Below are 13,106 nucleotides of genomic sequence, written 5' to 3'. Positions count from 1 at the left end.
GAGCCGCCCTCCGCGCACCGTGGCTCGCGCCTCTCAGAAGAGTGGCTCGGGCAGCACGCCCTCCAGGGCGAGCAGCTTCCGCTTGGTCTCCAGACCGCCCCCGAAGCCGCCGATGCCGCCGTCCCTCTCGACGACCCGGTGGCAGGGCACGACCACTGGCAGCGGATTGGCGCCCATCGCCGCCCCCACCGCCTGCGCGGCACCCGGCTGGCCGACCCGCCCGGCCAGATCGCCGTACCCCACGACACTGCCGTACGGCACCCCGGCCGCCAGCTCGCGCAGCACCTCCCGGTTGAACCCGGAGATCAGCGACCAGTCCAGCGGCAGCTCGAAATCGCGCCGACCGCCCGCGAAGTACGCCTCGACCTGGCGTATCGCCTCGGCCAGCAGCGGGGAGCCGGGCTCTTCGACGGGCTCGGTGCCCAGCCGGGACGCGAGCTGCTTCAGCGCCCTGTCCCGCACCGCCTCGGTGGCGTGGAACACGACGTTGACCAGGCCCTCGCGGGTCGCGGCCAGCAGCAGCGGGCCGATGCCGGTGCCGACGACGGCCCATACGACCCGCTGCTCGTTCTGCCCATGGCTGTCCATGCGCCCACCGTACGACCCGCCACTGACAACGCCCCGCCGGGCGGCCCTCAGGGTCCCTGTACCGCGTCCCGCACCACGTCGGGCGTGTTCGTGATGATGCCGTCGACGCCGTACCCCGCGACCTTCCGGGCGGTCCTGGCGTCGTTGACGGTCCAGGTGGAGACCGCCAGCGGCCTGCCGTGCGCGCCCGTGAACGCGTGGACGGCGGCCACGTAGCCGGCGGAGATCGTGCTGTGCGAGGGATTGATCTGATCGGTGAACCGCGCGTACGCGGGCAGGTCGGCCACGTTCGGCGTACCGAGGAGACCGGTCCTGACGCCGGGCTTCAGCTCGTGGACGGTCCGTACGGTGTCCACGCTGAAGCTCTGCACGACCAGGCGCTGGGAGAGGTGGGACCGGTCGAGCCAGCCCTCGTTGGCGAGCACCTTGAGGGTCTGCTGCTCGATGCCCGGGTACAGCTCGGGGTTCTTGATCTCCAGCAGCAGCTTCTGGTGGTTGTGCTCGACGCGGCGCATGTATTGCGCCAGGGTCGGCACGCGCGCGCCCGCGTAGGAGGGGCCGAACCAGCTCCCCGCGTCGAGGCGGGCGATCTCGGCGGCTGTGAAGTCCTTCACCTTCCACGGCGCCCGGTCGGGGAAGACCTCCTCGACATCGGTGGTGCGCCGCAGATTGTCGTCGTGGATGACGACGAGCCGACCGTCCCTGGTGCGCTGGACGTCGTTCTCGACCCAGCGGATACCCAGCCGGGCCGCCTTGTCGATGGCGGCCAGGGTGTTCTCGGGGGCGTAGGCGGAGGCGCCCCGGTGGGCGATGACCGTCGGCGGTTCGCCGGTCTCGACGGCCCGGACGTCGGAGGCGGGGAGCAGAAGGGCGGCGGTCCCCAGGAGCGCGGTGGTCGTGGCGGCAACTGCGCGCGCGTGCATGCGGACTCCTTGCGTCGAGCGACCACGGACAGTTCAACTGTGACAGCAGAGGGTCAACAGCAGGGGGGTACAGAATGGCCACAGATTGAATGGAGTTGCCCAACTCCGCTCACGGGTGCCGCACAACTGCGGCAACGGCGTGGCAAGGGCGTGTTTCTTTGCCCGAAAATCGTTCGACCATTCCGGTGGGAGTCATACTCTCTGCCTCGACCCTGACCGCTCGGGCGGTCCTGGGAAGGGCGCATTTCAGCACATTCCTGGACGCAAGAGGGCGGGAAGGACAGCCGCGCATGCAAGGCACGGTCGACGGATTCAGCTACGGACTCGTCACACCGCTCGTGGCCTACCTCATGGCCTGCCTGGGGGGTGCCCTCGGGTTGCGTTGCACCACCAGATCCATGCTCGTCTCGAACTCCTGGCGGCCGGGCTGGCTGGCCCTCGGCTCCGCGGCGATCGGCTCCGGCATCTGGACCATGCACTTCGTCGCGATGATGGGGTTCACGGTCAAGGAGGCGCCGATCCACTACGACAAGCCGACGACCTTCGCGAGCCTCGGCGTCGCCATCGTGATGGTGGGCATCGGGATCTTCATAGTCGGCTACAAGGGCGCCAGCGGCACGGCCCTGTTCACCGGCGGCACCATCACCGGCCTCGGTGTCGCCTCCATGCACTACCTGGGCATGGCCGGGATGCGGCTCAACGGAAAGCTGGAGTACAACACCCTCACCGTCGCCGCCTCCGTCGTCATAGCCATGTGCGCCGCGACCGCGGCCCTCTGGGCGGCCGGCCAGGTCCGAGGCTTCCTGTGGAGCGTGGGCGCGAGTCTCGTCATGGGGCTCGCCGTCAGCGGGATGCACTACACCGGCATGGCCGCCCTCAGCGTCCATCTGCACGGCTCCTCCGCCGCCCCCTCCTCGGGCGACTCGCCCGCCGAACTCCTCGCGCCCATGATGGTCGGCCCCCTGGCCTTCCTGCTGCTCGCCGGCGTCGTCGTGATGTTCGACCCGCTGATGGTCATGGGCAAACCCGACTGGACCCCCGCCGAGAACAAGCCGGGAATCCCGGCCCACCCGGACGCCCCGCACTCCGCCCGCCGCCCCTCGATCCGCCCCCGCCGAGGCGTCGGCCACCGCGGCTCTCGCACCCCGCAGAACCGCTGATCCGACCGCGTTGTCAGTGGGGGGTCGTACGGTGGACTCCATGCGGCCCGTTTCCCACATCGAACGCACGGTGGCGCCTTTCGAGGTCGTCAGCCCCTACCAGCCCAGCGGCGACCAGCCGGCGGCCATCGCCGACCTGGCCAAGCGCATCGAGGCCGGTGAGAAGGACGTCGTCCTCCTCGGCGCGACCGGCACCGGCAAGTCCGCGACCACCGCGTGGATGATCGAGAAGCTCCAGCGGCCCACCCTGGTGATGGCCCCGAACAAGACCCTGGCCGCCCAGCTGGCCAACGAGTTCCGCGAGCTGCTGCCGAACAACGCGGTCGAGTACTTCGTCTCGTACTACGACTACTACCAGCCCGAGGCGTACGTCCCGCAGTCGGACACCTACATCGAGAAGGACTCCTCGATCAACGAGGAGGTCGAGCGGCTGCGCCACTCCGCGACCAACTCGCTGCTCACCCGCCGTGACGTGATCGTGGTCGCCTCCGTGTCCTGCATCTACGGCCTGGGCACCCCGCAGGAGTACGTGGACCGCATGGTCCCCCTCAGGGTCGGCGACGAGATCGACCGCGACGACCTGCTGCGCCGCTTCGTGGACATCCAGTACACGCGCAACGACCTGGCCTTCACCCGCGGCACCTTCCGGGTCCGCGGCGACACCATCGAGATCTTCCCGGTCTACGAGGAGCTCGCCGTCCGCATCGAGATGTTCGGCGACGAGATCGAGGCCCTCTCCACCCTCCACCCGCTCACCGGCGAGATCATCAGCGACGACCAGCAGCTGTACGTCTTCCCGGCCTCCCACTACGTCGCGGGCCCCGAGCGCATGGAGCGGGCCGTCAACGACATCGAGAAGGAGCTGGGGGAGCGCCTCACCGAGCTGGAGAAGCAGGGCAAGCTCCTGGAGGCCCAGCGGCTGCGCATGCGCACCACCTACGACCTGGAGATGCTCCGCCAGATCGGCTCCTGCTCCGGCGTCGAGAACTACTCGATGCACTTCGACGGCCGTGAGCCCGGCTCCCCGCCCAACACCCTGCTCGACTACTTCCCGGACGACTTCCTGCTCGTCATCGACGAGTCGCACAACACCGTCCCGCAGATCGGCGCCATGTACGAGGGCGACGCCTCCCGCAAGCGCACCCTCGTCGACCACGGCTTCCGGCTGCCCTCCGCCCTGGACAACCGCCCGCTGAAGTGGGAGGAGTTCCAGGAGCGCATCGGGCAGACCGTGTACCTGTCGGCGACCCCCGGCAAGTACGAGCTCTCCCGCGCGGACGGCGTCGTCGAGCAGATCATCCGCCCCACCGGCCTGATCGACCCCGAGGTCGTCGTCAAGCCCACCGAGGGCCAGATCGACGACCTGGTGCACGAGATCCGCACCCGCACCGAGAAGGACGAGCGGGTCCTGGTCACCACGCTCACCAAGAAGATGGCCGAGGACCTCACCGACTACTTCCTGGAACTCGGCATCCAGGTCCGCTATCTGCACAGCGACGTCGACACCCTGCGCCGCGTCGAGCTGCTGCGCGAACTGCGCTCCGGAGAGTTCGACGTCCTGGTCGGCATCAACCTCCTCCGTGAGGGCCTCGACCTGCCCGAGGTGTCCCTGGTGGCGATCCTCGACGCCGACAAGGAGGGCTTCCTGCGCTCCGGCACCTCCCTGATCCAGACCATCGGCCGCGCGGCGCGCAACGTCTCCGGCCAGGTCCACATGTACGCCGACAAGATCACCCCGGCGATGGAGAAAGCCATCGACGAGACCAACCGCCGCCGGGAGAAGCAGGTCGCGTACAACACCGAGCGCGGGATCGACCCCCAGCCGCTCCGCAAGAAGATCAACGACATCGTCGCCCAGATCGCCCGCGAGGACGTCGACACCGAGCAGCTGCTGGGCTCCGGCTACCGCAAGCAGAAGGACGGCAAGGGCGCCAAGGCCCCCGTGCCCGCTCTCGGCGGCAAGGCGGTCAAGAGCGCCAAGGGAGCCAAGGGCAAGGCCAAGGACGCGGTGCCCACCGACCGTCCCGCGGCCGAGCTCGCCGAGCAGATCGAGGAGATGACCGAACGCATGCGCGCCGCCGCCGCGGACCTGCAGTTCGAGATCGCGGCCCGACTGCGCGACGAGGTCCACGAGATGAAGAAGGAACTGCGCCAGATGCGGGAGGCCGGCCTGGCCTGACGGACGCGCACGCCCCTGTTGTACGCGCTGTGTTGCAAGACCGACACAAAGTGCGGACCTGGGTAGCGGCACTGTCAGTGCCACTGCGTAGGGTTCTCGTCAACCGCGTACTGCGCGGCAACAGGGGACAGTTCGAGAGGGGAATCAGCGCGTGACCGTCAACATGACCAAGGGTCAGGCCATCAGTCTGCAGAAGAACGACGGCGGCAGCCTGACCGCGGTGCGCATGGGTCTCGGCTGGCAGGCGGCCCCCCGTCGCGGCCTGTTCGGCTCGCGCACCCGGGAGATCGACCTGGACGCCTCCGCGGTCCTGTTCGCGGACAAGCAGCCGGTCGACGTCGTCTTCTTCCGCCACCTGGTGAGCGACGACGGCTCGGTGCGCCACACCGGCGACAACCTCGTCGGCGGTGTCGGCCAGGGCGGCGACGACGAGGCGATCCTCGTCGACCTGGCGCGCATCCCGGTCCACATCGACCAGATCGTCTTCACCGTGAACTCCTTCACGGGCCAGACCTTCCAGGAGGTGCAGAACGCGTTCTGCCGCCTGGTCGACGAGACCAACGGCCAGGAGCTGGCCCGCTACACGCTCGCGGGCGGCGGCGCCTACACCGCCCAGATCATGGCGAAGGTGCACCGCACGGGCGCCGGCTGGACGATGACGGCCCTGGGCACTCCGGCCAACGGCCGTACCTTCCAGGACCTGATGCCGGCGATCCTGCCGCACCTGTAGGCCCGCTCGGCGAGCGGCACACGACACCGACAGCGACACAGGGGGACGAGGGCATGACGGCCGAGCTGGTGCGGGGGCAGAACCACCCGCTCTCCCAGGCCCGTCTCGAGATCCGGGTCTCGGCCGGCAAGCCGATCGTGGCCGGAGCCACGCTGAGCGACGAGCACGGCAAGGTGCACGGCGTGGAGTGGGTGGCCCATCCTGGCGCACCCACCCTCCCGGGTCTCGAGGTCTCCCGGCAGGCCGCCGCCGACCACCGGCTCGCGGTGGACCTGGGGGCCGTGCCGGAGGCCGTGCACCGGGTCAGTGTGCTGCTGGCCCTGCCCACCGGAGTGGGCGGCCCCGTCCGCTTCGGTGGCCTCGCCGCCCCCTTCGTCGCGGTCACCGGCCTCGACGGTGCCGAGGTCGCCAGCTACACCATCACCGGCCTGGAGGCCGAGTCCGCCGTCGTCGCCCTGGAGCTCTACCGCCGCCAGGGCGCCTGGAAGGTGCGCGCCATCGGCCAGGGATACGCCGGCGGCCTCGCCGACCTCCTCGCCGACCAGGGCCTGCCGGAGGCCCGCCAACTCGCCACCGGCATCAACGACGCCGTGGCCCAGGGCCTGGCCCGCTCCGTGTCGGCCCCGCCCCGCACCACCGACGGCGACCGCACCCGCCAGACCGCCGCACCGGCGCTCGGCCCCGACCAGGGCGGCCCGGCACCCCAGGGCGCCGTACCACCCCAGCCGCCGACGTCTCCGTACGGCGCGCCGCCCGGCCAGCCGACGCCTCCTTATGGCGCCCAGTCGCCCGGCGAGCCGGCATCTCCGTACGGCACCCAGTCACCTGGCCAGCCCGCTTCGCCCTACGGCGGCCAGCAAGGCTCCCAGGACCCGGCGGCCGCCCAGCCCTCCGCTTCCTCGACGCCCACTCCGGGCGGCCCGATCGACTACAGCCACCCGCGCCGCCAGACCACCGCCCCGCCGCCGCCCCCGCCGACCGCGCCCCCGGCCCAGCCCGGGCAGCCGCAGCAGCCCGTCGCGGGGGACGCGACCGGCTGGTCCATGGACGAGCGGCTCTACAACCAGGTGTGGGGCATGTTCGAGGATCTCGCCCGCACCGCCGCCGCGTACCGCAGCGCCGTCGACTTCGCCGACTCCCGCATGGAGAAGGAGCTCGACCAGGCCCTGTCCGACCCGCGCAGCCGGATCGGCGGCCAGGGCGATGCCGCGCGCGAGGCGGCCCGCGCCAAGCACAGCCAGCTCGTCGACCAGGCCCAGGCGGCCCTCGACCGGGACCTCGCCCAGCTCGCCGCCGAGGCCGATGTGGTGGAGCCCGCGCTGCCGCCGGCGTTCGCGCGCTGGGACAACCCCGTGTGGCACGGCTACCGCGTGCCGATGGAGATCCCCATGGCCCTGCGCCTCGGCGACCTCCATCTGCCCGAGGCCCCGCAGGTGAGCATCCCGATGCTGGTCAGGCTCCCGCTGGAGCGCGGCCTGTGGATCGACAGCGGACGCGGCGGCACGGCCGACGGCTCGTTCGCCGACTTCCACGAGGTGAAGCGGCTGGCCCTGGACACCGCGGTGGCGATCGCGGCCCGGCTGCTCGCCGTCTATCCGGCGCGCGAGTTCGGCGTGCATGTCGTTGACCCGGCGGGCTCGGGGGGACAGGCGCTGGTGCCGCTGGTGCAGTCGGGCGTGCTGGCGGGGCCGCCCGCCCTCGGCGCGGCCGGTGTGCAGGACGTCCTGGCCCGGCTCACCCAGCGGGTCGACCTGGTGCAGATGGCCGTGCGCGGCGGTGCGCCGGACGCGCTCCCGCCCGGCTTCGACACCGCCGAGCAGCTGCTGATCGTCAACGACTTCCCGCACGGCTTCGACGACCGCGCCGTGACCCAGCTGCGCTACCTCGCCGACGAGGGCCCGGCGGTCGGCGTCCACCTGATGATGGTCGCGGACCGCGAGGAGGCCTCCGCGTACGGGCCGTTGCTCGACCCGCTGTGGCGTTCGCTGCTGCGACTGACACCGGTGCCCGACGACCACCTCGCCGACCCGTGGGTGGGGCACGCCTGGACGTACGAGCCCCCGCTCGTGCCGCCGGGCAGTCAGGTGCTCCAGCAGGTCCTCCACCAGGTGGCAGTGGCCCGCACCAAGCATACGTAAAGACGCCTGACCAGGAACTTTGACCTTTCTTTTGCCAAGCTCTTTACCTTTCCTTGGTGATTGGGGTACCGTTTTCCTCACGGAGGGGAGTACTCCCTGTCGATCGCGGCGTTCCCGTCAATACGGATCCGGCCATTCGGAACAGGCCTGAATCCCGGGGCGTCGGCCCACCTTGGGTGGAAGAGACCTCCGGCAGCGCGACGACGCTGGTTATTTGCCGTTACGTAATGCCGGAGGATCAGTGGATGTTTCCGTGACCCTGTGGGTCCTGACCATCGTGGGCCTCGCCGCCCTCATCGCCGTCGACTTCTTCATCGGCCGCAAGCCGCACGACGTGTCCATCAAGGAAGCCGGAATCTGGACGGTCGTCTGGATCGCCCTGGCCGGCCTCTTCGGCCTCGGCCTGCTGATCTTCGGCGGCGGCCAGGCCGGCGGAGAGTTCTTCGCGGGCTTCATCACCGAGAAGTCGCTGAGCGTCGACAACCTCTTCGTCTTCGTCCTGATCATGGCGAAGTTCTCGGTGCCCTCGCAGTACCAGCAGCGCGTGCTCCTCGTCGGTGTTCTCATAGCCCTGGTCCTGCGGGCGATCTTCATCGCCGCGGGCGCCGCCATCCTCGCCAGCTTCGCCTGGGTCTTCTACCTCTTCGGCGCCTTCCTGATCTGGACCGCCTGGAAGCTCATCCAGGAGGCCCGGGCCGACGAGGAGGACGAGGAGTTCGATGAGAACAAGCTGCTCAAGGCCGCCGAGCGCCGCTTCGGTGTCGCCGACCGCTACCACGGCACCAAGCTGTGGATCGAGCAGAACGGCAAGCGGGTCATGACCCCGATGCTGGTCGTCATGCTCGCGATCGGCACCACCGACGTGCTCTTCGCCCTCGACTCCATCCCCGCGATCTTCGGCCTGACCCAGGACCCGTACATCGTCTTCACGGCCAACGCGTTCGCCCTGATGGGTCTGCGCCAGCTGTACTTCCTCATCGGCGGACTGCTGAAGAAGCTGGTCCACCTCAGCTACGGCCTGTCGATCATCCTCGGCTTCATCGGCGTCAAGCTGGTCCTGCACGCGCTGCACGAGTCCGGTGTCCATGTCCCCGAGATCTCCATCCCGGTCTCCCTCGGCGTGATCTGCGCGGTCCTGGTCGTCACCACGATCACCAGCCTCAGGGCCTCCAAGAAGCAGGCGGCGGCCGAGGCGGCGCAGGCGCGGAGCGATGGCGCTCCGAAGGACAGCATCGACGTCTGACCACGTCGGACGTAGGAACAACCAGCACCGGGAGCGCCGTGTGGCCGATTGCCGCCCCTCGCTCCCGGTGCTTGCGTTGTTCTGAGCGCGTTTCCCGGCCGGGGGACGCCCCGGCCGACGGAGGCAGCCATGAAGTTCGTGCAGATCATCGACTTCGAAACCGAGCGGCTCGACGAGATGGAGCAGCTGCTCGAAGGGGCCAGGCAGCGCATGGAGGGCCAGGAAGGCGGCCCCACCCACCGCATCCTGCTGAAGGACCGTGACACGCCCGGACGCTACCTCGCCGTGATCGAGTTCGAGTCCTTCGAGGAGGCGATGCGCAACAACGAGCGCCCCGAGACGAGCAAGATGGCCGAGCAGCTGGGCGAGTTGTGTACCCGGGCGCCCCGCTTCGTCAACTGCGATCTCCTGGACTCGCGTGAGCTGAAGTAGCCCGGACCCGAGGGAAAGAGGCCCCGCGGCGCCGAAATGCGGGGCCTCGGCACCTTTGCGAAGATCGCTGCATGATCGCTCGGCTCGGGTCGCTCACCACCCAGTGGACGTTCCTCGTGCCGGTGCTCGGGATCGTCCTCCTCGCGTTCACCTGGGGGCGCGACCTGCCGGGCGTGGTCGTCGGCCTGGTCACCCTGGTCCTCGCGGGCGCTGTCCTGGCCGCGGTGCACCACGCCGAAGTGGTCGCCCACCGGGTCGGCGAACCCTTCGGCTCCCTCGTCCTGGCGGTGGCCGTCACCATCATCGAGGTCGCCCTGATCGTCACCCTGATGGCCGACGGAGGCAGCAAGGGTTCGACGCTCGCTCGGGACACGGTCTTCGCGGCCGTGATGATCACCTGCAACGGCATCGTCGGCATCTGCCTCCTGGTCGCCTCACTGCGCCACGGCATCGCCGTGTTCAACCCCGAGGGCACCGGCGCCGCCCTCGCGACCGTCGCCACCCTCGCGACGCTCAGCCTGGTCCTGCCGACGTTCACGACGAGCAAGCCGGGCCCTGAGTTCTCCGGCGTCCAGCTGACCTTCGCCGCGCTCTCCTCGCTGATCCTGTACGGCCTGTTCGTGGCGACCCAGACCGTGCGGCACCGCGACTACTTCCTGCCGATCACGCGCCAGGGTGAGGTCATCACCGTCGACGACCACGCCGACGCGCCCACCGCCCGCACCGCCCTGATCAGCCTCGGGCTGCTGGGCCTGGCCCTGATCGGGGTCGTGGGCCTCGCCAAGGGCGTGTCGCCCACCATCGAGTCCGGGGTCGAGGCCGCCGGCCTGCCGCACGCCGTCGTCGGCGTGATCATCGCCCTGCTGGTCCTGCTCCCCGAGACCATCGCCGCGCTGCGCTCCGCCCGCCGAGACCGGGTGCAGACCAGCCTCAACCTCGCGCTCGGCTCGGCGATGGCCAGCATCGGCCTGACCATCCCGGCGGTCGCGCTGGCCTCCATCTGGCTCGACGGCCCGCTCGTCCTAGGCCTCGGTTCCACCCACATGGTGCTGCTCGCCCTGACCGTCGTCGTCAGCTCCCTGACGGTGGTGCCGGGCCGGGCGACCCCGCTCCAGGGCGGCGTACATCTGGTGCTGTTCGCGGCCTACTTGGAGCTGGCGATCAATCCGTAGGCCGCCCCGTAGGCCGGCCCGCGGCTCACTCCAGGGCGGGCTCGGCCGTCACGGCCACCGGCACCGGACGCGTCTCCGGGAGCAGCGCGAAGCACCCCAGACTCAGCAGCGCGATCGCCGTCAGATACGCCCCCACACCCCACGGCACCCGGCCGCCCCGCTCGGCGAGCGCCGTCGCCACGATCGGCGTGAGCGCGCCCCCGAGGACCCCGCCGAGGTTGTAGCCGACCGCGGCACCCGTGCAGCGCACCCGCGGCTCGTACAGCTCCGGCAGATACGCGGCGATGACGGCGAACATCGTGATGAACGCGAGCATCGCGCCCAGGAACCCCAGGAACATCAGCAGCGGTTCGCCGGTCGACAGCAGCGCGACCATCGGGAACATCCACACGGCCGCCGCCGCACACCCCGCCAGACACAGCGGCCGCCGCCCGTAACGGTCACCGAGAAGCGCCGTCACCGGTGTGAGCGAGCCCTTCACCACGACCGCCGCCATGATGCAGGCCAGCATGACGGTACGGCTCACGCCCAGCCGCTCCGTCCCGTAGGCGAGGGACCAGGTCGTCACGGCGTAGAAGATCGCGTACCCGATGGCGAGCCCGCCGGCCGTCAGCAGGACCAGCCGCCAGTGGTCGCGCACGACTTCTACGAGCGGCACGCGCGCGTGGTCGTCGAGTTCGAGGAAGGACGGGCTCTCGGCGAGCGACGACCGCAGCCACAGTCCCGCCACGGCCAGCACCCCCGCCGCCCAGAACGGCACCCGCCACCCCCAGGACGCGAACTGCGCCTCGGTCAGCGTCGCCGACAGCACCAGCATCACGCCGTTGGCGAGCAGGAAGCCCACCGCAGGCCCGATCTGCGGGAAGCTCGACCACAGCCCGCGCCGCCCGGCCGGCGCGTGTTCCGCCGTCAGCAGCACGGCCCCGCCCCACTCCCCGCCGAGCCCGAGGCCCTGGAGGAACCGCAGCACGAGCAGCAGCAGGGGAGCGGCCGCCCCGATCGAGCCGTACGCCGGCACACAGCCGACCGCGACCGTGGCGCCGCCGGTCAGCAGCAGCGAGGCGACGAGGACCGGCCGCCGCCCGCGCCGGTCCCCGATGTGCCCGAACAGCACCGAACCGAGCGGCCGTGCCACGAACCCCACGCCGAACGTGGCGAACGCGGCCAGCGTCCCCGCCAGCGGCGAGAACGTCGGGAAGAACAGCGGCCCGAGGACCAGCGCCGCCGCGGTCCCGTAGACGAAGAAGTCGTAGAACTCGATGGCCGTCCCGGCGAGCGAGGCGGCGGCGAGCCGCGGCATGGAGGGCGCCCTTACGGTGCGTACGTCGTGCATGCCGCGTCAACTACCCACGGTGACCGCCGGTTACGGGGGCGTGCGGGGGCGTGTCCCGCGGATCAGTAGGTGACCGTGATGCGCCGGGCGGGCCCGTCGACGCGGACGAGACCCCCGTAGGGGATGACCAGTTGAGGGTCGGTGTGCCCGAAGTCCACGTCGAAGACGATCGTGGTGCCGGGGGCGTACGCCCGCATCGCGCGCAGTACGGCCTCACGCTGCTCGGCGGCGTAACGGGCGGCCTCCTGCGGGCTGTTGGGCCGCTCGAAGGACCAGGTCTTCGCGCGGCCCATCAGGAGCGCGGAGAAGCGCTGGAGCAGACCGCGCTCGCCCATGTTGCGCAGGGTGCGGAAGACCTCCTCGCCGCTCGGCAGCTCCTCGGAGGTCTCCAGGAGCAGCACGCCGCCGTCGTACTCGCCCGGGTCGCGCGCGATCTCGCGGTCGGCCATCAGCAGCCAGCCCAGGATCTCCAGACAGCCGCCCCAACTGCGGCCCTCGATCACCCGCTCGGGGTTCACCCAGGTCCAGCCGGTGCCGGGCCTGGTCTCCGGCTCCGCTTCGAAGGTCGCCGGGTCCGCCCAGTCGCGGTTGACGTCGTTCCAGCGGTCGGCGGGCCGCAGTTCGTACGCGCCGGAGGTGAACAGCGCCGCCCGCAGCGACTCGGCGGTCAGCTCGTCCATGGCGACCGGCCGGCCGAGCGCGGTCATCACGGTCGCGCCGTGATACCCGACGATCCCCGTGTTGCGCAGATACATCAGCAGGTTCGTGTTGTCGCTCATCCCGAAGAACGGCTTCGGGTTCGCCCGGATCAATTCCCGGTCCAGATACGGCAGTACGGTGATCTGGTCGTCACCGCCGATCGACGCGATGACCGCCCTGACGTCCGGATCGGCGAAGGCGGCGTGGATGTCGTCGGCGCGCTCCTTCGGGCTCGCACCCATCCTGCGGGTCGTCGGGTACTCGACCGGGACGAGACCGTAGACCTCGCGCAGCCGCTCCAGGCCCAGTTCGAAGGGGCGTGGGAAGAGCCCGGGCAGTCCGGCGCCGGGCGAGATGACCGCTATCCGGTCGCCGGGGGAGGGCTTGGGAGGGTACGAGATCGTCGTCATCCGAGGAGGGTACGGGCCTCCGCGCGCTCGGCGCACCGTGATAAACCGGGTCTGAGCAGCGGTCTTCAACGGATCGCGCACCCGCTACCGGACCGGAGG

11 protein-coding genes are annotated in these 13,106 nt (G+C 70.4%); 7 read left to right on the top strand and 4 right to left on the bottom strand.

Going from position 1 to position 13,106, the window contains the following annotated elements; genetic code table 11:
- Nucleotides 1-33 precede the first annotated feature (33 nt).
- A complete protein-coding gene (locus ABZ928_RS32620; RefSeq protein WP_361526919.1) occupies nucleotides 34-588 on the bottom strand; it encodes a methylated-DNA--[protein]-cysteine S-methyltransferase in 555 nt (184 codons plus the stop codon).
- A gap of 47 nt (nucleotides 589-635) precedes the next feature.
- Nucleotides 636-1,511, bottom strand: coding sequence for a glycerophosphodiester phosphodiesterase family protein (locus ABZ928_RS32615; RefSeq protein WP_361526917.1), 876 nt, complete (start codon nucleotides 1,509-1,511; stop codon nucleotides 636-638).
- Between the two features lie 290 nt (nucleotides 1,512-1,801).
- On the opposite strand from ABZ928_RS32615, the gene ABZ928_RS32610 reads away from it, so the two are divergent.
- From ABZ928_RS32610 to ABZ928_RS32580, 7 genes are all read left to right on the top strand, one after another.
- Nucleotides 1,802-2,671: an MHYT domain-containing protein gene (locus tag ABZ928_RS32610; RefSeq protein ID WP_361526915.1), complete on the top strand. Its 870-nt coding sequence runs from the start codon at nucleotides 1,802-1,804 to the stop codon at nucleotides 2,669-2,671.
- Between the two features lie 40 nt (nucleotides 2,672-2,711).
- Entirely contained in the window at nucleotides 2,712-4,850 is a 2,139-nt protein-coding gene (gene uvrB, locus ABZ928_RS32605) for an excinuclease ABC subunit UvrB (protein WP_361526913.1), read from the top strand.
- 151 nt (nucleotides 4,851-5,001) lie between these two features.
- On the top strand, nucleotides 5,002-5,580 hold the full coding sequence (locus ABZ928_RS32600) for a TerD family protein (RefSeq protein WP_097262584.1): 579 nt from the start codon (nucleotides 5,002-5,004) through the stop codon (nucleotides 5,578-5,580).
- Nucleotides 5,581-5,633: 53 nt separating this feature from the next.
- Nucleotides 5,634-7,718: a TerD family protein gene (locus ABZ928_RS32595; RefSeq protein WP_361526911.1), complete on the top strand. Its 2,085-nt coding sequence runs from the start codon at nucleotides 5,634-5,636 to the stop codon at nucleotides 7,716-7,718.
- Between the two features lie 241 nt (nucleotides 7,719-7,959).
- Nucleotides 7,960-8,961: a TerC/Alx family metal homeostasis membrane protein gene (locus ABZ928_RS32590; RefSeq protein WP_361526909.1), complete on the top strand. Its 1,002-nt coding sequence runs from the start codon at nucleotides 7,960-7,962 to the stop codon at nucleotides 8,959-8,961.
- A 129-nt stretch (nucleotides 8,962-9,090) separates the two neighbouring features.
- On the top strand, nucleotides 9,091-9,393 hold the full coding sequence (locus ABZ928_RS32585) for a hypothetical protein (protein WP_361526907.1): 303 nt from the start codon (nucleotides 9,091-9,093) through the stop codon (nucleotides 9,391-9,393).
- A 71-nt stretch (nucleotides 9,394-9,464) separates the two neighbouring features.
- Nucleotides 9,465-10,565 (top strand): ionic transporter y4hA, encoded by a 1,101-nt coding sequence (locus tag ABZ928_RS32580; protein ID WP_361526905.1) that lies wholly within the window; start codon nucleotides 9,465-9,467, stop codon nucleotides 10,563-10,565.
- A gap of 25 nt (nucleotides 10,566-10,590) precedes the next feature.
- On the opposite strand, the gene ABZ928_RS32575 is transcribed toward ABZ928_RS32580, so the two are convergent.
- Together ABZ928_RS32575 and ABZ928_RS32570 are read right to left on the bottom strand one after the other, a co-directional pair.
- The gene (locus ABZ928_RS32575) at nucleotides 10,591-11,898 is read right to left on the bottom strand and encodes an MFS transporter (RefSeq protein ID WP_361526903.1); all 1,308 of its coding nucleotides are present in this window, start codon (nucleotides 11,896-11,898) and stop codon (nucleotides 10,591-10,593) included.
- A 62-nt stretch (nucleotides 11,899-11,960) separates the two neighbouring features.
- Entirely contained in the window at nucleotides 11,961-13,007 is a 1,047-nt protein-coding gene (locus tag ABZ928_RS32570; protein WP_361526901.1) for a S66 peptidase family protein, read from the bottom strand.
- Nucleotides 13,008-13,106 lie beyond the last annotated feature (99 nt).

The organism is Streptomyces sp. NPDC046909 (genome assembly GCF_040644695.1).
Taxonomy (GTDB): Bacteria; Actinomycetota; Actinomycetes; order Streptomycetales; family Streptomycetaceae; genus Streptomyces.
This window is presented reverse-complemented; position numbering and strand designations above follow the sequence as displayed.